A 22,823-nucleotide genomic window follows, 5' to 3' on the forward strand; every position below is an offset into this window, starting at 1 on the left:
GGCACACACTACAGACAAACAGGAGCGTGAGGAGTAATGTACATGAAGGAGCATAATATTAAGTTAACGTCTGCAGAAATTGGTGTGTTATGGGCTACCTATATGGCAGAGAGTGCCACAATCCCTATCTTGAAGTATTTTAAACAAAAAGTGGAAGATAAGAGCATCGGAGAAGTTATTCAGCTTGCCTACCAATATTCATCTGAACACTTAACACAAGTTAAGGAAATATTCATCCAAGAGAACTATCCAGTACCCATCGGCTTTTCGGATGAAGATGTCCATTTACAAGCGCCTAAATTATATTCAGATACGTACATGGTGGCATTTATTCGAAACTTAGGCAAAGCTGGATTATCTGCTGATGGAATGGCATTTTCTATGTCTGCCAGAAAAGATATTCGGGACCTTTATTATAATTTGATTCAACATGCAGCTAAAACGGAGGACGCTGCCAAAGAGGTCATGCTTACAAAAGGAGTTTTTATTCGTCCTCCTTATATCGCTGTCCCAAAAGAACCAACTTTTGTTGAGAAGCAATCCTTTCTTCGTGGTTGGTTAGGGGAGCGGCGTACGTTAACAGCAGAAGAAATATCTCATCTTTTCTTGAACCACGCTAACAATGCTTATGGAAAAGCGCTGCTTATGGGATTCGCACAAACAGCTAGATCAGAAGAACTAAAAAGTTACTTCATAAGAGGTATAGAATTATCTCGTTCTCTTATCAATATCTTTCACACTTTTTTTGAAGAAAGTAGTCTTCCTACTCCAATGACCTGGGATACGGAAGTAACAGAATCAACGGAACCACCATTCTCCGATAAGCTCATGCTGTTCCAATCCAACGCATTAAGCTCTATTGGTGTAGGAAATATAGGTGGCTCTCTAGCATTAAGTATGCGTCATGACCTTACAGCTAAATATTTGAAGATGATGAAAGATATTGGTCTATTCGCGGAGGATGGCATTAACCTTATGATAAAAAACAAATGGTTCGAACGCCCCCCACACGCTATGGATCGGGAACAGATAACGAAAGGAAATGGATCATAAGGATTGTCATTTAAGTCTATTTTCCTTAAATCACTTATTTTACATTCAAAGTCTCTATACATTATAACTTTGTTTTCTTCCGTCCCGTTTGACATCATAAAGCTCTTCATCAATAAGTTAACGATTCAGCAAGTTGCAAAACCGTATCACTAAAGAAATAAACCTCCCAATAGATAAAGAAGGACATCGAAAAATTGGGTGTAGTGTCGGAATTTCTGTTTGGTCAGAGGACGAGCCAGACTTTCATCAAAATGTTAGGTGTAGTAAGAACCATCTAAAACTAAAAAAATAAGTCATAAGTTCTAGTAAAATAATGAAACTAAAACTCCTTCCTTTACGTACTAATCATAAAAGGAAAGGAGTTTTTTTATGCTTGATAAGTTTATAAAAAAAGTTTTGAAGTATAGTGGAAGTAGTAGTAAACGTAAACATCGCACGTATCGTTATAGCTCCAGTAATCGAAAATACCGTCACTATAGCAGTAGCGGTCATCATAGACATTCTCCCTTTCACGGAAGTCATCGTTACAAAAGGAAAGGATTCTTCGGGAGCTCTAGTTAACATACTGCTTTAATAGAAATTCCACCGATTCTACTATTTCTTCTGTCTCATGAAAAGGTTCTTGTATCCCTAGTAACTTTTCTATCAATGTGCGAGTGTTAGGCTGGAGTGTTAACTCTTCTGTCCAAGCTCGCCCTTTTTTTGGCTTGCCATTATAGGTCGAATAGAGTAAAAATAAGAGAAAATCACCTAAGTCATAAAAATCTTCTTGAGCCATCCTTCCATCTTTCATTTTAGTTGAAAGACCAAAATCTATTAAGTATGGATGGTTATCACGTAGTATTACATTTGGTATCCTCACATCTCCATGAATAAATCCTGTTGCATGAACAAATCCCAATATTGTAGCAATATCCTTCACCAAATAAAGAGCTTCCTGTTCCGAGAACGTCTCCTTCTTTTCGAATAACACATCCTCTAAATTCATGCCAGAAATGTATTCCATAGCTAAAAACAAGACCCCTTTATCTAGGAATGATTCATAAAACGTCGGAATCTGTGGATGTTCCATCTCCTTTAAGATAAAAGCCTCTTGCTGAAACTGTTCCCTCATTTCTTTCTCCTTTTTACTTTTTGTCATCTGTTTTAAGACGCACAGCCGCTTTTGGCTTGTGTCATAACATAAATAGGAATACCCATAGCTTCCCGCGCCTAAAAAAGATTCAACTTGGTACCTGTTATGGATAACGGTTCCCTTTTTAAATCTAGTGTCTAGAAACGATCGATACATTCTTTTTAGTAGGCGCCAAACATCTAACATTCTTCCACCTCTTTACGTGCCTTAACTTTCGTCTACATGCCTTTGTTTTTGCATTTATAGTATCACATTTCTCCATATAGGTTGGGAAGTTCTTGACAATAGCGAGCAGAAAATGTAATCTTTATATTACAAAAAGCAATATATATATTACATAGGTGGTTCTTATGAATAATCGAATTAAACTTGCTCGAGCAGAAAAGTCTTTAACGCAAGCTCAGTTAGCTGCGCGCATAAACGTAACACGCCAAACTATAGGGCTTATCGAAAAGGGGGAATATAACCCTTCCTTAAAGCTATGTATTGCAATTGCTAAAGTATTAGATAAAACGTTAGATGAATTGTTTTGGGAGGAGTAACATGAAAAAATCATGGATTTCTATTTTTATGCCAAAGGATGAATATAAAGAGAGAAGAATCATTTACTTTCTTGCAGAATCAGCAATATTAATGGCGATTATAAGCATACTACTGATCATTACGAATACCTACATCGGTTTAACGTCGGACATTGCTCCATTATTAATTTTTGTATTTTTTATTTTTTACATTAGCCTAAGATATATATTATCTGGAATGGAGTATACAGATGTTTCGACGCTTCAGTCTTATCGCAAGCAAAAGAAAATAATCGTGTATCGTTCCTTAACTTTCCTTTTCACTTTCTCAGTAGCATACATCCTAATTGTTGGTGTCCCTTCTAACAATGAAGAATGGATAGACCTTATGGGGGTTGGAGGTGTTTCAGCCATTATGATGCTTGTCACTAGTCGTCTATCATTAAAGAGGTCTTACCACAAAAACAAAGATATACTAGATCAATAAAACCGGATAATTGATAAAAATGCCTAGCCCATTTGGAAAAACCTCGCATAGGATACAATGACTTAATAATGGGGAGGATTTTTCAAATGTATCAATCTATGAATTACGGAAGTTATCCAATCGACATGCATTATCCATCTATGGGGTTACTCGAGACGATCCAACACTGTGCAGTTACTTGTGAACACATGACAAGCATGTTACACAAAAAAGGAATGCTAGAAGCACGAGGAGAACAGCTCGCGCATTTGCGAGATTGTGCAGATATTTGTCAACTAATGGTAGACTATTTAGCTCGTGGAAGTGTTTTTTCCAAATCATTAGCTAGCATCTGTGCCTATATTTGTGAAATATGTGGAAACACCTGTATGCAATTCCCGGATGAAGCTTCTCAAAAATGTGCTAGAACTTGCTTGAATTGTGCTAAAGCATGTAAGGAATTTGCTGAATATTAATGATAAATCATGCCCCTACTCCCTTTGAATATAGTAGGGGTATGACTTTCAAGTTTCTTGTCTTCGTCTAAACAAAACATCTTCTTCCCATTTATGAAATGGATGTGTTAAGTGATCACCTGGTCCCGGATTCACTCTTGGAGCCTTTTTAGGTCGATCTTGCTGTTTAGCTGCTTTCTGCAAAGCAGCTTGCAATGGCTTCCATTTTATGAGCGACAACACTACCAGACTCAAACAAAGAGCAATTAGGCTATACACTAACCAAGGTAAGTAGGTGGCTTCACTTCCAAGCTCTAAAACTCTCCCACCTAGCAAATTTCCAATAGATTCCCCCAAACCTGATAACACATTTGCTAAAGCAAAAAATAATCCAATCAAGCCCTCTTTTGATAATTGAGAGATGGTGCTATCCATGGTTGGTAACAGTAGCATTTCCCCTACCACAAAAATCGTTCCACTCCATACAAGCCCTATAAAAGACTGTGCCCAGTATAAGCTTCCAAGTCCTACACCTAATAACAACAAACCGATTGCAAGAGCAACAAAAGGATGTATTCGACTTATAAAGTGCTTCGTTATCCATGATTGAAAGACAATAACAGTCACACTTTTGACAGTCCACACAAGCGCTACATTATTCGGTTCCTCTAATATGTTCGTAGCTTGTATCGGTAATGCTAATGCTAACTGTCCATATAATGCCCATATAAAAATACTAACAATGCCAAACACAACAAACGGCTTATATCGAAAAACACGCTTATATGCACCAGTTGGAATGGGTGGACAAGGAGCATCCCCGCATTTAGCTGGGAGTGCCAACCAACTTATAATGGCAAGCACTACATAGATTCCACTTGCTATAAAAAACAGAAAAGGTGGGGTTCCAATAATGAAAAAGAATATAATTAACCCAGAAGCTCCCATACCAACATTGGCAACAATCCCTCTAAAAGAAAAGGCAGTTGTTTGATTGTCTTCAGAAGCCATAGCAGCTATTCCAGCCTTAGTAGAAGGAGCATTTAACCCATTCCCATAACCTGTGATAGCTATAGAAACTACAATGAATAGAAAACTGGTTGAAAAGCCAATGCCAACAAACCCTATGGCAGCAACCAGTGCTCCAACCGTAATAATCATTCTTCTACCTAAACGATCAGCCAAAAAACCTCCAGTAAGACTGCCAAATTGAAATGAAATCGCATATGTGGCTAAAGAAATCCCAACCGTTGTAACATTTAAACCAATCGATTCACTTAATAGGATTGGCAAAATAGGAATGACAAGATATGTACCTAAATGGGTTAATAACACACCTAGCAACAGGATTATCATCGGTTTTTCCATATTACGTAAACTGTTCAACAAGTTGAAAGCCTCCTATGCTGACAAGGTTCCTTTATACCCTTCCCCAAAAGTTCTTCTATGATGTGAAAAAACTAAATAATGTATGGAGTGGTAATCCACTCCATACATTATTAAATCCAATTCACAATTAATCCGACAACCAAATATCCAATACATAAATACGTCACAATTGTTTTAAACTTGGAATCCCCTTCCATCATCATGTGATGGTGACTTCTTTTCTTAAAAAGCTGATTTAAATAAATAGCAAAAACCGCTACAAATAGGAAGACCACATTTAACCAAAACGTATAATCCAATTGGAAAGGACTTTCGGACATAATCTGCTTTGCGGAATCAGGCACAATGCCAAGACCGGTAAAAACATAATGCATCCCTAATGATGTAAGTACAATAGATAAATAGAATACGCCGGCAATATATAAGGCTGTCTTCATCCCATAGTATTTTTTATGCACTGCAATAATTGGTGGAACCACTAAATCTGAATAAATAAATGCCATAATTCCAGCAAAGGCTACTCCACTAGATGCCAAAATCGTAGCAATCGGAATGTTCCCCATGGACCCAATAAACGTAAGCATAGCAACGATTGGTCCAATCACGGCATTTTCTAATATTTGAATGAATGAACTGGATTGATCTACTAGAAAGAACATTTTCCAAGTATCATCGCTGACAAAGGTTGCCATCATACCGGCGATGGTAAACCCAATCACAATCTCCTTCCAAACCATTTGCCAGTTCATAACAAATTCATGACCGACTTGAAGCCAGCCTTCTTTGGTTCTGATTTTTTTCTTCCAATCAAAGCTTTCTTCCATATGATCTTCGTTCACTCGTTCTCTTGCTTCTTCCACTAGTTTTCTCGGGTAGGTCAGTTTTACAAGTCCCCATGTCACCAAAATTAATACGAATCCACCGATGAGTTCTGCAATGACAAATTGCCAGCCTAAAAAGATATAAATAAGTATCCCTAGCTCGATAACTAGATTTGTAGATGCAAATAAAAAAGCTAAGGTTGGAATAAAGCTGGCACCTTTTTTAAATAAGCTTTTTCCAGCAGCTAATGCAGCAAACGAACAGGATGAACTGATTGCGCCAAAGAAAGTAGAAATTCCTACAGATTTCATGTTTGCCATTCCCATATAATGAACCATTTTTTCTTTTGGAACGAATGCTTGAATGATGGAACTAATAAGATAGCCTAGAACAAAGGCCCAACCAGCCTTCCAAAAGAAACCAATAGAAGTTATTGCTGATTTTCCGATTTCTTCTAGCATATTGATTCTCCTTTATTTATTATCTGTATTATTTCTCTAATTCCCCGATATACGAAAACAAAACAACAGGTACGACTAACAGTAAAGAGCCACCTCAACATATAAACGAAAATTCCACTAAGAAAATAAACTTTGACAACTTTGAACAAATACGGTAAAGTACGTAATGTCGAACAATAAATGAACAAACAACGAAAATATTCGTGTTTAGGGGTGTATAACATGGAAAACGTATTTGATTACGAAGATATTCAATTAATTCCCGCAAAATGTATCGTCGATAGTCGTTCTGAGTGTGATACAAGTGTGAAATTTGGAAAACATACCTTTAAACTTCCAGTCGTTCCTGCTAACATGCAAACGATTATAGATGAAAAAATTGCCATCTATCTTGCTGAAAATGGTTATTTTTATGTGATGCACAGATTTGAGCCAGAAACGAGAGCTGCATTCATTCAAGACATGCAGAAGCGTGGTCTTATCGCATCCATCAGTGTCGGGGTGAAAGAAGAAGAGTATGCTTTTATCGAGCAGTTGGCAAAGGAAGAAATAATTCCAGACTATATTACAATCGATATTGCCCATGGACACTCCAATGCTGTTATCCATATGATCCAACATATTAAAAAACTGATCCCACAAAGCTTTGTGATTGCTGGAAATGTTGGTACACCGGAAGCTGTTCGTGAACTAGAGAACGCTGGTGCGGATGCTACTAAAGTAGGAATTGGTCCTGGTAAAGTATGTATTACAAAGATTAAAACAGGATTTGGTACAGGCGGCTGGCAATTAGCAGCACTTCGTTGGTGTGCAAAAGCAGCAAGTAAACCAATTATTGCGGACGGAGGGATTCGCACGCACGGTGATATAGCGAAATCTATTCGATTTGGAGCTACTATGGTGATGATTGGCTCTCTGTTCGCAGGTCATGAAGAATCACCTGGAGAAACAATCGAAAGGGATGGAAAGCTATATAAAGAATATTTTGGATCTGCATCTGAATTTCAAAAAGGTGAGAAGAAAAACGTAGAGGGAAAAAGAATGCACGTGGAACATAAAGGTTCCCTACAAGATACGTTAGTGGAAATGGAACAAGATCTACAATCCTCTATCTCTTATGCTGGTGGAAACAAATTGGACGCGATTCGGAACGTAGATTATGTAATTGTAAAGAATTCCATTTTTAACGGAGATAAAGTTTATTAATTTTGAAAAGGAGCGAATTAAGACTCGCCCCTTTTTGCGTTTGCTTATGAGATTGGCATAATGGTAACCATTTGACACGTTTTTACAAAGAACATGAAATTGTGATCTGTTGACACAATATGATCTGGATTCATATCTACTAATTATCACGTAGGATTACGCGAGTCACATAAAAAACGAAAAGCTTGGAGCTTTTCGTTTTTTTAGAATTATTTTGTTAGGGACTCTAAAGCATAATCAAGCATTTTACTGTTCGCAACTGGCCCTGTATACAACCAGCTAGATGTTGGGTCATATTCATAAATATTCCCATTCTTCACCGCCGGAATATTTTGCCAGATTTCGTCTTCTAATGCCGTTGAACCATTTGCTTTATCACTGTTAATTAAGAAAATATGATCAGCATCAAGTTCAGCTAGCTTTTCAAGAGAAATCTCAGACCAGTTCTGTTCTGAGCTTTCGGAAATTTCTTTCACTACATCAGGTACTGCTAGTCCTAAATCATTGTATAGAACGTCTCCACTAGATAGATTTTCACTAACTACATAAAACGTATTCGCTACTAACCAAATAGCTGCTACAGACTCATCACCAATCGCAGCATTAATTTCTTCTTTCGCATCTGCTGCTTTTTTCTCGTAGTCATCTAGCACTTCTTGCGCTTTTTCTTCCATGCCAAAGACTTTACCAATTTCTTTAAACTCTTCTCTCCATGCATTGTTTTGTGCTTCACCAATGACATAAGTTGGGGCAATAGAATTGTACTGATCATATTTATTTCCTTCAGCCATAGAAGCAGAATCTAAGATAATTAAATCCGGCTCAAAGCTTGCCACAGTTTCGTAAGGGAGGTCATGTGGGATTGTAGGCACATCTTTTAAGGAATCTTGTAAGTAATCTTGGATACTAGCTCCATCTTGGACAGACCATTGTGCAACTGGTGTAATTCCTAGTGCTACTAAGTAATCTTCTAGGTAGGAAGCAATCACTCTTTTTGGCTCAGCAGGAATCGTAACTTCATGCCCCATAGCATCTGTTAACGTTCTTTCTTTTGCTGCTTCCTCTGTTTCCATTTGTTCTTTTTCCTTTTCCGTATCTGAAGCGTTATCATCTGTTTCATTCCCATTTCCACACGCTACAAGAAATAGAAATGCAAACAAAGTCGCTAGCATGTACAAATATTTTTGCTTTTTCATTTTGTATATCCTCCTAATGTCTATATCCTGAGATAAACAAATGATAACAATTATCATTATCATTTACAAGTGTATTTTTTCATCTAGGACATAATAATGTCTTGCTAACTATAATTGCCCGTTCATTCCCTTTATATTATAATGATAATGATTCTCATTGCAATCTGTTTAAGGAGCTTTTTTTATGACTGGACATTCAACCGATGAAGAAACGCCACAACGATCGAATATCGTGTCAAGACCACTCGTTGCTACGAGTATATTAATTGGTGGTTTAGGGTTTTTATTTCTTACCATGTGTTTATCTATATTATATGGAGCTGCTGACATTCAATTTCGGACCATATGGGAAAGTCTATATTCCTACGATCCATCCTCAACAGCACATCAAATCATTCGAAATTTAAGAATTCCGAGGGCAATAGTTGCTGCTTTGATTGGTGCTGCTCTAGCGATGTCTGGCTCGATTATGCAAGGGATGACCCGAAATCCACTCGCTTCTCCTTCTATCATGGGGGTTACAGCAGGTGCGACCTTTATGATGGCAATTGCACTGGCATTATTTCCCCACTCATCGAATCTGATGCTCATGCTTTGGGGATTTGTTGGGGCAGGCCTTGGAACTGGGATTGTTTTCGTAGTCGGCTCCATCTCTAAAACAGGGCTAACACCTGTTAAGCTTGCGCTTGCCGGAACAGCGGTAACCGCTATCCTAAGCTCTTTATCCACTGCTATTTCCATTCACTTTGACATCGCGAAGGATGTTAGCTTTTGGTATGCGGGTGGTGTCTCTAGTGTGCAATGGATTCACGTACAATTATTAGCTCCAGTCGCGTTAATTGGGTTTGTGATTGCTATTATCGTTGCAGGATCTATTACCGTCTTAAATCTAGGTGATGACGTTGCGAGAGGACTTGGCCAACAAACATTATTAGTAAAGATCATCAGTACGCTCGTTGTTCTCCTCTTAACAGGAGCCGCTGTCTCCATTTCCGGTACGATTGGATTTATCGGTTTAGTCATTCCGCATATTACCCGGTTCCTTGTTGGGGTTAATTATCGTTGGATTATTCCCTGCTCTGCCATCTTAGGTGGAATTCTATTAGTAGTTGCAGATACGATTTCTCGTATGATTAATCCACCGTTCGAAACACCTGTAGGAACGGTTACTGCTATTATCGGCGTTCCCTTCTTTTTATACTTAGCTCGTCGAGAAGGGAGAGGCTTATAATGAAAAGACGCACCAAAACATGGATAGTAGCCATTACGTTGATTCTTGCTATTATTGTGACGTTATTAATCAGTTTAAATATGGGAGTTATACGCATTACTCCTAGCCAAGTTTTCCAAACCTTGTTAGGGAATGGTAGTGAACAAAATGCGTTAGTTTTATTTCAATTTCGCTTACCACGAATGGTCATCGCTTTATTAATCGGTGCTGGGATGGCTGTATCCGGAGCTATTTTACAAAGTGTTACACACAATGAATTAGCTGATCCTGGTATTATCGGTATCAATGCTGGAGCCGGATTTTTTGTCGTACTCTACATTTATTACTTCCAAGATAGCATTGTTCAGTTAGGCGGCACGTTATCTGTATATATTTTACCCTTATTTGCACTAGGAGGCTCCCTTGTTGCAGCCATTTTAATCTACGTCATTTCCTGGAAAAATGGAGTAAACCCAATTCGTTTGATTTTAGTAGGGATTGGTATTAATAGTATGTTTGCCGCTCTAATCATCATTTTCCAACTAAAGATGGATCCCGATGATTTTACTCGAGCAACTGTCTGGCTAACAGGTGATATCTCTGGTACGGATTGGTCCTATGTGCTTGCTTTGTTACCTTGGATTCTCTTATTCGTTCCATTTGCCTTTTATAAAGCAAAATCTCTAGACACCCTTCATCTTGGCGATGATGTCGCAAAAGGACTTGGAACTCGTGTAGAAGGGGAAAGAAGCTTACTTCTTTTTATTGCGGTTGCATTAGCTGGTGCTTGTGTAGCAGTAGGTGGAGGGATTGCCTTTATCGGACTCGTCATCCCACACTTAGCTAGAAAATTAGTAGGGGCTACTCATCAAACCATACTACCAATCTCCGCCTTAATGGGGGCGCTTTTACTCGTCTTAGCAGATACAATAGGGCGCAACTTGTTAGCTCCATCGGAAATCCCTGTTGGTATTGTTGTTTCTGTCATTGGTGGAGGGTATTTTATCTATTTGTTAATGAAATCTTAATACCAAAAGGAAGGGAATGGCTCCCTTCCTTTTTTACTTTATCGGCTGTTCTATTTCTCTTATTAATTTCCAAACATGTCCAATCCGTTGCCAATTCTCTATTGTGAAAAGGCGGGATTGCACCTGTCCATTTTTCTCAATCACTTGCTCATAAAACACAACTGCATGATCATTATCTGTTAACCGGATGACTCTATGGTCAAAGCGCTTACTAGCTCCCAAAAAATGCCGTACAGAGTCCTTCATCCCACGGATTGCATCTTCTTTGTTAAAAAACAATGGTTTCTCATTCCCTGCTGCATAGAACGCGACATAATACGCTTCGGCCATGTGTTCCACATTGGTTGTATCACCAGTTTGCATCGCTTTGTTCCAATTGTGATAATACTCATCGTGAAACTTTGTGAACTCTTGTAAAACGGACTCTAAACTTTCCATTATTTCCACTCCACTCAAATTACATTTTTATTTCGAAGGCTGTTGAATTTTCAGTCGTACCTTCTTACTTAAAACATGATGTAGACATCTGAGTACGCACCAACCTTTATTTCCGCCAAAAAGTCGAACATTCTGCTTTATCTAGAATATTAAATTCGATAATTTTCTCTAATAATGAGAAATCAACTGGCTTGTCCCATGGAAACCGGATTAACATCTTGCTATGCTCATAGCCTGCTTGTACAATGGCATCTGAAAATTGAATGATTCCCTCTCGTTCTGGGGAAGCAGCTAAATGCTGCTTAGAGACACTAAAGCCAATAATATACGTTCCGTGATCCGTAAACACAGGTTGGTTCCATTTTATGACAGGAGTTAAATTTGGAAATTGCTCCATTACCCAATCTAACACTTCATTTGTTCGTGACTGGTGCTCTGGGTTATTAATTTTCGATACAAATTCTGAAAAAGATTCCACCTTACCCCTCCTCAACGATAGATTTTGAACATTGTCCTTTACATAACCCTTACCTATTAGATTGAATGTCTTTTATATATGCTTTAAATTCTTTAGAGCTATAGTTAGCTAAATCCTCTTTTTCTAGCTTAAACTGTACATATTCTAAATCGTCTTGAATAGCGTTAATCTCCATCCATTCATTTGTGAACGGACTGAATTCCCCATCTTCTCTAATGGGGTCCACTACTCTATCCATTCTTACTAGATAGCTTTCAAATATAGGTTCAAGTTTTTGCTTTCCAATGTTTTCGTCATCTATTTGATAAAGTATTACAAAATCTTTTATTTTCTTTACTTCTACCATTGCGTTATACAGTAATTTTACATCTTTTTTTTGTTCATATCGATGGATGTAGTCCAAAGCAGCTTCTATCCATTCAGAAGCAAGTTCAAGTGTTTCCTCTCTTAGTTCTAACTCCTCTTTGTCTCGCTTAAAATCCGTATATAAGGTGAATAATGTAAATCCAATAACAAAAAGTCCATAAGCTATATTCTTTTTCCTAATGAATATCACCTCAGAATTTGATGCGATTTATTGTATTTAATTATAATATTAGCATAATATTCCAGTATATGAAGTGATATTTCTGAAGCATAAAAGCTTCCAGTTTTTTATTGATACAAAAAAAGAGACTGAGGTACCAGTCTCTTTACTTCTTCTTTTATTTAATAACTTCTTCCTCTGTTTTATCCTTAGATAAGAACCAGCCGCCTAGGGCAATGAGGAGCATAACACCCCAGAATATCGACTTCCATATGGGTCCTTCCACGAAATCATGAGAAATGACATGAACTTTCTCGTGAGCTAATGTATGCATTAATAATTTGATTCCGACCCAACCTACTAAGATCATAGCTGCAGTTTCCAAGCTTGGACGCTGTGTAAGTAGCTTTACAAAAAGGCCAGCAGCAAATTTAATAACAATCAATCCTGCAACCGCACCTAATACGATGACTATAAATTTTGCACCATCCATACCACCAATTTGCGGGAATGGCGTATCAGGTAATGCAATAACTAAGGCAACTGCAGCTAGAATGGAATCTATTGCAAAGGCAATATCTGCTAGAGCAATCTGTGCAACGGTCATTTTATAGCTTTTTACTTTCCGTTCACTTTCTTCCTTATGTCCTTTAAATATATGTTTTAAAGCAATAAAAAATTAAATAGGCAGCTCCAATAGCTTGAACTTGCCATACGTGAAATAGAAAAGAAATAATAAAAATGGCACCGATACGGAAAACAAAGGCTAGTGTTAGCCCAATATTGATCGCACTTTTTTGTTGATGCTCCGGTAAATGCTTTGCCATAACTGCCAATACTAAAGCATTATCTGCAGACAAAAGACCTTCAAGAACGATCAAAACAATTAAAATCCATCCATACTCTAATAACAATGATGCTTCCATATAACCTCCTAGTTTCCTCCTACTAACCCTTCAATAAAAAAGAATAGCAAAGGGGTTGCTGTAATTTTATGGTTCTAAATGATGTTTCTTCTTATTAAGTCGTGGAGTCATTACTTTAGTAGGTTTTTAAATGTTGAAACATCATTCCCAACTATTACGTACAATTATGTAGTGGGGTTCATTTTCTTATGTGGCCTTTACTGAATCTGTAACTCCAGAAAATCATACCACAAGTTTGCATAAGGAAACATCTATTTTTTCTATAGGAGTGAAACGTTATGAAAGGGGAAAAAAATCATAAACTGCAAAAACGAGAAGTGTTGTTTGACATCCTTTCGGCTATTCCTGAACTTTTAGTTTGGCCGATTCGATTCTTTTTATGGCTTTTAAAAGCAATTGGTAAAATGTTCGATGGGTTATAATTAACCATTAGTTTTTGTTCCATATAAAGGGATCTCCACTTCTCCTTTCTCAATTCACCATGTACGTACCATCATTAGCCACATTTCATTCTGGTATAGCATATTACTATTAACATGACTAGGGGAGGTTCTTTATGAAGAAAATAATACGATCTTTATTAATTTTTGGTCTCTCAACCATCATTGCGATACTACTTTTCGACATCCTCTTTGACCAGTCATTTAACATTAAAATCGAAAACAAAACCACACAAAAAATAGAAGGATTACGTCTCACCTTCACTCATGCAGCCGAGGACATCCCTGTACCTGTTATTCAACCAGGAGATACCATTACCCTTGCTTTGAAACCTAATGAGCATATCCCTTCATCTTTTAGTGAGTCTTCCTTGACTTTGTCCTATCAGGATGCAGACCTTGAAGTGCAAGAAGAAACCATAATTGGATATTTAGAAAAGGGGTATACAGGAAAAGCTGATATTACGATAAAACGTGTGAATTCTGAGGGAGAACTTGAGCTGGATATCGCAAGCAAAACGAATCTGTATTAGGGGTGTTTTTCTTATACTTTTTTTTCAGCATGTTAGGGAACGTACCTCTATTGGATATAATTGAAAAAGTAGACATGGTATCCATCTCTCCTGAAGGTGTTGCTCGTGGATGCGAACATCTTATTCAATGTCATTTTACGAAACATATTATCTAGTTCAAAATAAGAAACATGATAATAGCACCTAATATATTAGGAATAGCAAAGACAATCAATCGTAATGCGTATGTTGTTTTTTCAGCACGGTCTTCAGGTGTCTCTGTATGAAAGTTAGCACGTTGTCTATCTCCATCTGTAAGCACACCACTCATAACCGCAGCCAAGATCATGGCTAATATTCCAACACCTCCCGAAACTTTCGGAATCAGGTATCATTCCCGATTAGAAACATAACCAAGGTTATCATTCCAAAAGAGATAAGGCCGACCAAAAGAGAACGTATCATAAGACAACTCCTCTCTAGAATATTGATATCACTGTCTTCATAAGTATTACGATTCTCCCTACGATATAAATATTATAATTAAAATTCAATATGCCTCCATTTACCCTACAAATATTCTATCAAACTATGTTACTCTTTTTATATCTACATTACATATCATCTCAACTTAGACCATCAACTTAAAAAGTGAGGTATTTCTTGTGCCAGAATTACGAACAGAGCGGAAAAAAGAGAAAAAGAGAAAAAGAAAAAAGTGGTTATATTTGATTTCTATCCCTTTCCTTTTAATAATCGGATTCGGATTGTACCTGTTTTATGAGACGTACAGCGCTGCCAAAGAATCCTATGTAAGCTTAGATCGTGAAGATGATAAGTCTGAATTAAGAGAGAAAAAAGTCACAATTGGTGATGATCCTATGTCCATTCTCTTAATTGGGGTCGAGGATTATTCAACCGATGGGGAGAACGGGCGTGCGGATACCCAAATTGTAGTAACCCTTAATCCAAAACAAAAGCAAATGACCATGACCACCATCCCACGTGATACAAAGGTGGAGCTTACCTCCCCAAAAGTGCCGGAACAATTTGCTGGAATTCACCGAATAACCGATGCTCATTCCCTCGGAAGTATGTCAGGTTACGGTGGGGACAAACTAGTTATAGAAACGGTTGAAAACCTCTTAGACATTCCAATCGATGAATTTGTGACTGTTAATTTTGAAGGTTTCCGGGATATCGTGAATACATTGGGTGGAGTTACTATTGATATTAAAAAAGGATTTTGGGAGAAAAATATCTATGACAATAACAATAGAATAGAATTTTCACCCGGTGTTACAAAGTTAAATGGCGAAGAAGCGCTTGCTTTCGTACGAATGAGAAAACGGGAAGTAGCTGCTACTTATACTAGAGATGAACGACAAAGACAATTTATAAAAGCCGCGATTGACGAAGTAATATCTGCCGGCACTATTTTTAACATCGGCGAAATCTCCGATATTCTAGGCAAAAACATTAACACGAGCTTAAAACCGAATGAGATTTTCGCATTACAAAAAATGTATGCTTCGATGGATGTATCTTCTATCCAATCCTATGAACTAAAAGGGGTAAATGATCGACTAAATGGTGGTTTGTACTACTTCTTTCCTGATGAAACCGGATTAGCGCAAACTACTCAACGATTAAAAGAGGAGTTAAATTTAACAAAAAGTCAACATACTAATGAAGAATCTACGAATCCTAATGCAAGTTCATAATTTCAATTATGTAGGAGCTATTGATATAGCTCCTTTAATATGTACTATTTTACAAAGATTCTAATAATGGTGCTAAATAGGTTCGATATTCTTCTTTCAATGTTTCGGGTAAATTATTCATTTCAAAAAACCTTACATCGAGTGATTCATGTTCATTAACAAGAATGTCTCCATAAAAGTCCTTAGTCCAATAAAGAGCTGTTACTGAATATAATTCATCCCCATTCGGAATTTTGAAATAGAATTCTGGTCCAGAGAATACTTGTAGAAGCGTAAGCTGCCCTACTTGAAGGTTCGTCTCTTCTTTTACTTCTCTTCTTGCTGTATCTTCCAAGCTTTCTCCCAACTCCATAAGACCACCAGGTAGACCCCATCCCCCATCTGTTCTATGTTGCAAAAGAACTCGATTATCCGAATTTACGATTGCAACAACTGCTCCAGGAAGGATTAAAGGCTGATGACCTACTTTTCTACGTAATTCCTTTACATACTCCATTACGTCATCCTCCTATTTCCCCAACATCCTTCAATTTGGTTAGCAACCTCTTTCGGTCTTATATCATACTTGGATAGCTCTCCAACGTTTAACCACAAAGGATTATATATCCCCTTTCCCTTATTCGTGTACTCTTCTCCTTGTCCCGTTCCGAATATGCCACTTTTAATTTGGGCTAGAAAAAAAATACTGAGTGCCATTAAAATCCATCATGGTAAATAACCTTTCCAATACTATTTCCACTCCTAATTCTTCTTTCACTTCTCTAATTACAGCATCTTCGGGGGTCTCATTGTCCTCTATACCTCCACCAGGAAAAACATAATACATTTCGTTATTTTGAATACGTTGAATCAGGGCAACCTTCCCCCCTTTTATAATGACACCAGCCCCTCTATTTCTAATGTCCATCCCCCCTACTTGTTCCAAGCTAATTGTGACAGTTGCCCGGGTATCTTTTTTTCCTTCAATCTTGCTTTCTTTCTATACCATTGCTTGGTGTTTGCATATGGTTACTTGCCATCACACGCACTCCTTTTACGTTACTAAAGAAGCTAATCTATCTTTGTTTCCTTTTCCTTTACCGGCATTTTCGTACCGGTAAACGGATTGAGTTCGTACGTCATGTCACGTTTATACATATCTTCTGTTTTACGGGTATTAATTCCTAAAGCGATAAAGTAAAAAATCATCGGTAACATCATGGCCAATAGGATTATTCGCGTTATCCATTCTTCCGACATAGTAACACCTCCATTTTTTTGAACTTCTTATATAGTTTACGAACTCCCGCTTTTAAATGTTTCAATTAATTCCATTAATGGTTTAATACCTTCCCAATATGTTCAAGCTAGAACTAGGCAATAAAGGGATGGGAAGTGATAACATTGGCTTTTCGTGGGGATGCTCATAAATTTTATTTAAAATTGAGAAGAGTCAATCATTCATCTAATTCACATAAAAGATTACGGGAATTAGAAGAGATTCAAGATATTCGGACGTTTTATCGGACATTGGATACCTATACACTTAAGCTCGTATATTTTCGGATCATAAAAGAACGAAACGGATCAGGAATGATTCCAATATTTATAACCGCAGTTCCTTGGTTTCTTTTTCTGTTCTCAGATAAACTGGAAGACATTCTGTTCCAGCACGGAAACTCTCTTTGGATTCTGTTTAGTTTACTTTATTTCTTTACACTTACTTCAAGTGTCATTATTCATTTTCGAGAAAGAGCTTGGGCTGTTATGCATATTGAAATTATCCAAGATATTATTGCAGAAAGAAATGAACCAGGATATGCCTCACCAACAGATAAATCACATAATTAGCCGAATATCTTCCCATCCATAAGCAGTTTCTATTACTTTCATCCCTGCGACTTGAATTTGTTTGGTATCTACCTACTTTCCCCCCATTTTTTCGTAAAACTCCCGACTAGCATTGTCACGAAGTACCCATACAAGCATCGAAGTAAGATTTTGTTTTAAAAGCTCCTTCGTGACTGCTTTTAATAATTTCTTCCCTATTCCCTTGCGTTGATAATCTTTCAAAAGGTAGATAGCGTAAAGCTCTCCCTTTACATTATAGGTACCTGTTCTTTCTTTGCCTCCATTAGCAAACCCGACAATTTTGCCAAGCTCATCCTCCGCAACAAATACAGAGGAGTTCTTCATGTTATCGAGCCACCTTTGTTCTCGGTCTTTGTAGGAGAGCTGCTCTAAATAATCATGTGGGAGAATATCTCGATAAGTAGTTTTCCAGCTCTCCACATGAACCTTCGAAATGCCTTTGGCATCTGAATCCGTTGCTTTTCTTATCATCATACAACCATGTCCTTTCGCCTATGATATAATGTGCTAGAAAAATTTTCCTATAACCCAACCCTTACCCTTTAAACAACTCATATTCCTCTACGTTTCGAGAATATTATGTTAAGGTCCTATCACAATACGTAATGAAATGGAGATTTTGTTATGAGCGTTGTTCTAGCTCTTCTCGCCGCACTATTTGCAGCATTTACGTCAATTCTTGCTAAAATCGGGATTGAAAAAGTGAATTCCAATTTGGCTACTGCGGTACGTACCGTAGTTGTTGTCATCATGGCATTTATTATGGTGGTTATCACCGGAGAAATAGAAGCAATTGTGTCTATATCTATAAAATCACTTATTTTCCTTATTCTTTCCGGGTTAACCACCGGATTGTCTTGGCTCTGTTTCTTTCGAGCTATACAAATTGGAGATGTATCAAAAGTAGTCCCAATTGACAAAGCAAGTGTGGTTTTAACCATTCTTTTATCATTCATTCTATTACACGAGCCAGCTACACTTCCTGTGGTATCAGGAGGTATTGTCATCTCCATTGGTACTTTCGTGCTAATGGAAAGGCAAAAGAAATATACCGATAAGAAACGAATTAATACAAAATCCTATCTTTTTCTTGCCATTTTATCAGCTATTTTTGCTACGTTCACTAACATTCTAGCAAAGGTTGGGATGGAAGTTGTCGATTCCAATGTAGCAACATTTATTCGAACCGTTGTAATCATATTGTTTGCTTGGGGGATTGTCTTCTTTCAAGGGACCATAAAGGAACTAAAGGAGATATCCAAAAAATCGTATCTTTTCTTATTATTATCTGGTGCTGCCACAGGTTTGTCTTGGCTATGTTATTTCGGTGCCCTTGCTATAGGGAATGTGAGTGTAGTAAATCCAATCGATAAATTTAGTGTAGTCATTACGATGATTCTAAGTTTTATTATCCTAAAGGAAAAACCTACAAAACGAACAATTACAGGTGCGTTTCTTATTACGATTGGAACAGGACTGTTAATTCTTTAAATGAACCGTTCTTCTTCGATTTTTAACGTAGTAAACCATGATATAAGAAAAATAGGGGCACAATTAACGACTGCTTAGAAAAGAATCGATATAACTATATTGCACCTCCTTACTTTGATTTTTCTTTATTCCACCATTTTCATCCATAAAAAAGCATCCAAACTCGGATGCTTTTTCTCATACATGTGTGTTTATGCCACACCATATTGTGATACAATGCCTATACTAGACTCAACATATAGAAAAAATACGGAAACCTTTTAAAAAAAGAGAAAAGAAGGTGAAAGTATGAAGCAATATATTGCTTATTTCATAACGGTACTAGGAGCAAGCTTTTGGGGATTAACCGGACTGTTTGTTGAATCGTTATATAACTATGGATTTACAGCATGGGAGATTGTGACGCTTAGATTATCAAGCTCTTCCTTCATCCTATTCTGCTTTATGAGTTTATTTGCTCGACATCATTTACGAATACAGGTAAAACACATCCCTTATTTCATCGGATTAGGTGTATTTAGTATCGTCATTTTTAATTGGTGTTACTTTACGGTTATGGAGCAGACCTCCATGTCTATTGCGGTCGTCTTACTCTATACTTCCCCTATATTCGTAGCTATCCTTTCAAGAATCATATTTAAAGAAAAAGTGACGAGAAAAAAGACAGTATCTATCATTCTAACACTGGTTGGCTGTGCGCTGGTCGTAAAACTAGTACCAATTGGAAATGTGAACATTCCTGCAATTAGCCTAATACTTGGACTTCTATCTGCTTTTTTCTGTGCCTTGTACAGTATTATAGGGAAATTTATAAGTTGGCACTATAACTTTTTAACGATTACATTCTATGCTTTGTTAATGGGGAGTATTTTCATCTTTCCAACGAGTGGATTATGGAAAAAAACGGAGGCTTTCCAATACACGGAAGTTTGGATAAATATCGTTGGAATAGCCGTAGTCTCTACAATCCTTGCTTACACCTTTTACACATTTGGACTTGCGTACATCGAGTCTAGTAAAGCGGCTATTTTAGGAGCAATGGAACCAATCATAGCTGTTTTAATAGGGGTTATAGTCTTTGATGATTCTTTCAATACTTTACAAGTAATTGGAATTTTTTTCGTCATTAGCTCTGCTTTTATTACCGTTTTTCATAAGCAAAGAAAGATTAGTAGGAAGGGGACTTTCTTTCGAAAAGAAGAATGAATTATGGAGGTTGAGACAAAAGTATAGTAAGCAACTAAAAAAAGAACAATTATAAATAGTGCCTATACCCCGCTCCGGAAATATACCACGCTTTCCGGGGGCGGCTGGTGAGCCTCCTCGTGCTAACGCACTGTGGGGTCTCACCGATGCCTTTTTTCCCGCTGGAGTTTACGTATAGTTCCGGAGCTAGTATAGGCTGTTGTTTTCGTTATGTCCCAGCCCCTTTTCATTATCCAATAGTTACTTCAATAGGTTCTTTTTTAACGAAACGCACAAAGATGAATCGTACAAGTGGACCCATAATAATCAGCTGTAATGGATATGCGACGATGAAATTCTTGAAGCAAATAACGAGATATGTTATCAAGATACCTTTTTCATCCAGACCAGAACCGATGATTTGAGTAATAAGTCCAAAAATAGACATGAATAGAACCATCCCAATAATCATACACGTTGACATGATTAGGACAAATAATAGTTTATTCGTTTTGTTAAAGGGTATTCGAAAGGTTAATGCTTTTGCAACTGGGCCTACTAAAAATAAATCAAGAAGTAGAGCAATGACAAAACCTATTAGTAGTTCTACTAAAATACCACCTATAGATAAATGGCCATAGGCATCGTTCAGCCAAAGATTATAATTCGCCATTACCAGAACCATTCCAAGACACATCATTATTCCAAATATTAACCCTTCTCTTTTGGTAGTTGGCATACAATCACCTCCTTGTCATAGATGATCAGTATATCAACAATACTTTTTTCTCATAAGTGAACATTTTGTGAACATTGAAAAGACCACCAATAAGGTGGTCTACTGTGAGTTATTCTATTATATTAATCATCTTCTTTGTCTAATATTACTTCCCCTGTAAGGGCATCAATAAATCGAACCTTTCTTCTTGACTGGCGGTCGCATGGCTTGTACACAAGCTTGTAGGAACCATCCTCTTCCTCATAATCCCGAGTCCATGCTAAATCAAAATCTAGATGCTCTAAGAATTTTTCTTTTACTCTTTCTTCACTATACCGGGGTTCAAGAGGCAATTCTTCAAGCTCCTCAACCGAAGCTCTAGGACCACTATAATAGTCAACTCTTCCAGTTGTTCGATTAATCGCCACAGTCACAATTTCAGTTTGAAACGTAATGCCATGACCATTATGTACGCGGAATAAAAAATGCTCTTTGTCTGACATCTCATCGCCATCATCAGAAGTCATTTTAACATTTAAATAAGGCATATATTCTGGAATCATGCTTTGCAGGAAGTCGAGTGTAATCTGAAAGCATTCATCTCGATTTAAGCTCTTCTCTCCAGTTCGTTCCGCAAACCACATAAAACTCCGTACGTCACCAGACTCCGTAACAAATGCTTTCACTGTTCCATCATTTTGATTATGGAAGAATCCATCGACTGACCGGCTATTCGTTTCATTCTCCCAATCACGGTCTCGCCAAACCATTCCTGTTTCTTCACCAAGATCCACTTTCCTTATCATTTCCATGTTGTCTGTTATTCCAACTATTTCTTCTATCGTGCTACGCTCAAATCTAGTTGTTTCAATTTTTGGTAGTGGCGTATAAACCTTTTCTTCTTCTTCATGTATAGTAGATAAGGTAGGTTCAACTGCATCCACGACATATTCCATGAACGGCTCCGGTTCATACACCATATAGAGCCTATCTTTTTCAACCTCGTACAAATTCTTGTACAATTTCGTGATCAATAAATTAAAAGAAAGCCTAGATGTGACATCATGGAACAATTTTTGCTTTTGAATAAATTTCTCTGGGATTTTAGGATTAGACTTAATTCCATCCAATGAAAACGTAACGATTTCACCTTTAGCAGTGACATCAATAAAACACCCAGCACTTGGGAGCGGTAAGTCCATCACGATTTGCTCATAATAAAAGCGAACAGCGCGACTTCTATTTTCAGATCGATGGTAGGTTAAAGATGTTAACGCTTCTGGATGATGCGTAAGTAAAAATTGTTCCGCAAGTTCCTTTCTTTCCTGTATATCTAAAGAAGGACGAATCTCTTCAACCATCTTCTTATCTATAGAGAGCTTTAGTAAGTTTCCATCTAAATCAAGTGTAACACTTATTCCTTCTTCCCTTTCTTTATTTGCCCAAGTGAAAAATGCTTCCCCCTCTCCATTTTCTTCTACCATACATTCCTCTATTATCGTTTCATAATGATCAGGGATACTTACAAGTGTTAAGGCCTTTTGTTTTAACTCTTTCTTATCCATTTACAATTCTCCTCCCTTAACTAGTAA

At 37.4% G+C, this 22,823-nt stretch carries 27 protein-coding genes and 2 pseudogenes; 13 read left to right on the forward strand and 16 right to left on the reverse strand.

Going from position 1 to position 22,823, the window contains the following annotated elements:
* Window positions 1-42 precede the first annotated feature (42 nt).
* Window positions 43-1,053, forward strand: coding sequence for a DUF3231 family protein (locus FN924_RS13275; protein ID WP_158634008.1), 1,011 nt, complete (start codon window positions 43-45; stop codon window positions 1,051-1,053).
* A 553-nt stretch (window positions 1,054-1,606) separates the two neighbouring features.
* Here FN924_RS13275 and FN924_RS13280 read toward each other — a convergent pair.
* Complete coding sequence (locus tag FN924_RS13280) at window positions 1,607-2,374, reverse strand: serine/threonine protein kinase (protein ID WP_143895262.1); 768 nt, start codon at window positions 2,372-2,374, stop codon at window positions 1,607-1,609.
* A 164-nt stretch (window positions 2,375-2,538) separates the two neighbouring features.
* On the opposite strand from FN924_RS13280, the gene FN924_RS13285 reads away from it, so the two are divergent.
* The 3 genes from FN924_RS13285 to FN924_RS13295 all read left to right on the forward strand — a co-directional run bounded on the left by FN924_RS13285 (window position 2,539) and on the right by FN924_RS13295 (window position 3,651).
* Entirely contained in the window at window positions 2,539-2,730 is a 192-nt protein-coding gene (locus tag FN924_RS13285; RefSeq protein WP_143895264.1) for a helix-turn-helix transcriptional regulator, read from the forward strand.
* A gap of 1 nt (window position 2,731) precedes the next feature.
* Window positions 2,732-3,196, forward strand: a complete 465-nt coding sequence (locus FN924_RS13290; protein ID WP_143895266.1) for a DUF3278 domain-containing protein — start codon at window positions 2,732-2,734, stop codon at window positions 3,194-3,196.
* Between the two features lie 86 nt (window positions 3,197-3,282).
* A complete protein-coding gene (locus FN924_RS13295) occupies window positions 3,283-3,651 on the forward strand; it encodes a four-helix bundle copper-binding protein (RefSeq protein WP_228409443.1) in 369 nt (122 codons plus the stop codon).
* 48 nt (window positions 3,652-3,699) lie between these two features.
* Here FN924_RS13295 and FN924_RS13300 read toward each other — a convergent pair whose 3' ends face one another.
* Both FN924_RS13300 and FN924_RS13305 read right to left on the reverse strand, forming a co-directional pair.
* The gene (locus FN924_RS13300) at window positions 3,700-5,019 is read right to left on the reverse strand and encodes an MFS transporter (RefSeq protein WP_228409444.1); all 1,320 of its coding nucleotides are present in this window, start codon (window positions 5,017-5,019) and stop codon (window positions 3,700-3,702) included.
* A gap of 110 nt (window positions 5,020-5,129) precedes the next feature.
* Window positions 5,130-6,302: a permease gene (locus FN924_RS13305; protein ID WP_143895268.1), complete on the reverse strand. Its 1,173-nt coding sequence runs from the start codon at window positions 6,300-6,302 to the stop codon at window positions 5,130-5,132.
* A gap of 222 nt (window positions 6,303-6,524) precedes the next feature.
* Here FN924_RS13305 and guaC point away from each other — a divergent pair, with 222 nt between their 5' ends.
* Window positions 6,525-7,508: a GMP reductase gene (gene guaC, locus FN924_RS13310; RefSeq protein ID WP_143895270.1), complete on the forward strand. Its 984-nt coding sequence runs from the start codon at window positions 6,525-6,527 to the stop codon at window positions 7,506-7,508.
* A 44-nt stretch (window positions 7,509-7,552) separates the two neighbouring features.
* Here the strand turns inward: guaC and FN924_RS19885 are convergent, their stop codons facing one another.
* Window positions 7,553-7,642: a DUF2642 domain-containing protein gene (locus tag FN924_RS19885; RefSeq protein WP_143895272.1), complete on the reverse strand. Its 90-nt coding sequence runs from the start codon at window positions 7,640-7,642 to the stop codon at window positions 7,553-7,555.
* A 75-nt stretch (window positions 7,643-7,717) separates the two neighbouring features.
* Window positions 7,718-8,704 (reverse strand): iron-hydroxamate ABC transporter substrate-binding protein, encoded by a 987-nt coding sequence (locus FN924_RS13320; protein ID WP_143895274.1) that lies wholly within the window; start codon window positions 8,702-8,704, stop codon window positions 7,718-7,720.
* 184 nt (window positions 8,705-8,888) lie between these two features.
* Here FN924_RS13320 and FN924_RS13325 point away from each other — a divergent pair, with 184 nt between their 5' ends.
* Together FN924_RS13325 and FN924_RS13330 are read left to right on the forward strand one after the other, a co-directional pair.
* Window positions 8,889-9,935: a FecCD family ABC transporter permease gene (locus FN924_RS13325; protein WP_143895276.1), complete on the forward strand. Its 1,047-nt coding sequence runs from the start codon at window positions 8,889-8,891 to the stop codon at window positions 9,933-9,935.
* The gene (locus tag FN924_RS13330; protein WP_143895278.1) at window positions 9,935-10,942 is read left to right on the forward strand and encodes a FecCD family ABC transporter permease; all 1,008 of its coding nucleotides are present in this window, start codon (window positions 9,935-9,937) and stop codon (window positions 10,940-10,942) included. Before FN924_RS13325 ends, FN924_RS13330 begins: the two co-directional genes overlap by 1 nt.
* Window positions 10,943-10,975: 33 nt before the next feature.
* Here the strand turns inward: FN924_RS13330 and FN924_RS13335 are convergent, their stop codons facing one another.
* The 4 genes and pseudogenes from FN924_RS13335 to FN924_RS13350 form a co-directional block, all read right to left on the reverse strand.
* Window positions 10,976-11,380 (reverse strand): hypothetical protein, encoded by a 405-nt coding sequence (locus FN924_RS13335; RefSeq protein ID WP_143895279.1) that lies wholly within the window; start codon window positions 11,378-11,380, stop codon window positions 10,976-10,978.
* 106 nt (window positions 11,381-11,486) lie between these two features.
* Window positions 11,487-11,858, reverse strand: a complete 372-nt coding sequence (locus FN924_RS13340; RefSeq protein ID WP_143895281.1) for an iron chaperone — start codon at window positions 11,856-11,858, stop codon at window positions 11,487-11,489.
* A 49-nt stretch (window positions 11,859-11,907) separates the two neighbouring features.
* The gene (locus FN924_RS13345) at window positions 11,908-12,414 is read right to left on the reverse strand and encodes a hypothetical protein (protein ID WP_143895283.1); all 507 of its coding nucleotides are present in this window, start codon (window positions 12,412-12,414) and stop codon (window positions 11,908-11,910) included.
* A 148-nt stretch (window positions 12,415-12,562) separates the two neighbouring features.
* Window positions 12,563-13,310 (reverse strand): annotated as a pseudogene (locus FN924_RS13350) (TerC family protein).
* A gap of 278 nt (window positions 13,311-13,588) precedes the next feature.
* On the opposite strand from FN924_RS13350, the gene FN924_RS18915 reads away from it, so the two are divergent.
* Together FN924_RS18915 and FN924_RS13355 are read left to right on the forward strand one after the other, a co-directional pair.
* Window positions 13,589-13,732 carry a hypothetical protein gene (locus FN924_RS18915; protein ID WP_158634009.1) on the forward strand — a complete coding sequence of 48 codons (144 nt, stop codon included), beginning with the start codon at window positions 13,589-13,591 and terminating at the stop codon, window positions 13,730-13,732.
* 134 nt (window positions 13,733-13,866) lie between these two features.
* Entirely contained in the window at window positions 13,867-14,283 is a 417-nt protein-coding gene (locus FN924_RS13355; protein WP_143895285.1) for a hypothetical protein, read from the forward strand.
* A 151-nt stretch (window positions 14,284-14,434) separates the two neighbouring features.
* Here the strand turns inward: FN924_RS13355 and FN924_RS18920 are convergent, their stop codons facing one another.
* Window positions 14,435-14,650: a DUF5316 domain-containing protein gene (locus FN924_RS18920; protein WP_323368658.1), complete on the reverse strand. Its 216-nt coding sequence runs from the start codon at window positions 14,648-14,650 to the stop codon at window positions 14,435-14,437.
* 277 nt (window positions 14,651-14,927) lie between these two features.
* Here FN924_RS18920 and FN924_RS13360 point away from each other — a divergent pair, with 277 nt between their 5' ends.
* The gene (locus FN924_RS13360; RefSeq protein WP_143895287.1) at window positions 14,928-15,986 is read left to right on the forward strand and encodes an LCP family protein; all 1,059 of its coding nucleotides are present in this window, start codon (window positions 14,928-14,930) and stop codon (window positions 15,984-15,986) included.
* Between the two features lie 49 nt (window positions 15,987-16,035).
* On the opposite strand, the gene FN924_RS13365 is transcribed toward FN924_RS13360, so the two are convergent.
* From FN924_RS13365 to FN924_RS13375, 3 genes and pseudogenes are all read right to left on the reverse strand, one after another.
* The gene (locus tag FN924_RS13365; protein ID WP_143895289.1) at window positions 16,036-16,482 is read right to left on the reverse strand and encodes an NUDIX hydrolase; all 447 of its coding nucleotides are present in this window, start codon (window positions 16,480-16,482) and stop codon (window positions 16,036-16,038) included.
* A pseudogene (locus tag FN924_RS13370) lies at window positions 16,482-16,893 on the reverse strand (NUDIX hydrolase). Before FN924_RS13370 ends, FN924_RS13365 begins: the two are co-directional and overlap by 1 nt.
* Window positions 16,894-17,036: 143 nt before the next feature.
* Window positions 17,037-17,225, reverse strand: coding sequence for a hypothetical protein (locus FN924_RS13375; RefSeq protein WP_143895291.1), 189 nt, complete (start codon window positions 17,223-17,225; stop codon window positions 17,037-17,039).
* A 144-nt stretch (window positions 17,226-17,369) separates the two neighbouring features.
* Between FN924_RS13375 and FN924_RS13380 the strand changes: the two genes are divergently transcribed.
* The gene (locus tag FN924_RS13380; RefSeq protein ID WP_143895293.1) at window positions 17,370-17,816 is read left to right on the forward strand and encodes a hypothetical protein; all 447 of its coding nucleotides are present in this window, start codon (window positions 17,370-17,372) and stop codon (window positions 17,814-17,816) included.
* 72 nt (window positions 17,817-17,888) lie between these two features.
* Here the strand turns inward: FN924_RS13380 and FN924_RS13385 are convergent, their stop codons facing one another.
* On the reverse strand, window positions 17,889-18,311 hold the full coding sequence (locus FN924_RS13385; protein ID WP_323368611.1) for a GNAT family N-acetyltransferase: 423 nt from the start codon (window positions 18,309-18,311) through the stop codon (window positions 17,889-17,891).
* A 150-nt stretch (window positions 18,312-18,461) separates the two neighbouring features.
* Between FN924_RS13385 and FN924_RS13390 the strand changes: the two genes are divergently transcribed.
* Window positions 18,462-19,328: an EamA family transporter gene (locus tag FN924_RS13390; RefSeq protein ID WP_143895295.1), complete on the forward strand. Its 867-nt coding sequence runs from the start codon at window positions 18,462-18,464 to the stop codon at window positions 19,326-19,328.
* Between the two features lie 288 nt (window positions 19,329-19,616).
* Complete coding sequence (locus tag FN924_RS13395; RefSeq protein WP_143895297.1) at window positions 19,617-20,534, forward strand: DMT family transporter; 918 nt, start codon at window positions 19,617-19,619, stop codon at window positions 20,532-20,534.
* 229 nt (window positions 20,535-20,763) lie between these two features.
* Here the strand turns inward: FN924_RS13395 and FN924_RS13400 are convergent, their stop codons facing one another.
* Window positions 20,764-21,252, reverse strand: a complete 489-nt coding sequence (locus FN924_RS13400; RefSeq protein WP_143895298.1) for a DUF2798 domain-containing protein — start codon at window positions 21,250-21,252, stop codon at window positions 20,764-20,766.
* Between the two features lie 122 nt (window positions 21,253-21,374).
* Window positions 21,375-22,796: a YcdB/YcdC domain-containing protein gene (locus FN924_RS13405; protein ID WP_143895300.1), complete on the reverse strand. Its 1,422-nt coding sequence runs from the start codon at window positions 22,794-22,796 to the stop codon at window positions 21,375-21,377.
* Window positions 22,797-22,823 lie beyond the last annotated feature (27 nt).

Source organism: Radiobacillus deserti, assembly GCF_007301515.1.
GTDB lineage: Bacteria > Bacillota > Bacilli > Bacillales > Amphibacillaceae > Radiobacillus > Radiobacillus deserti.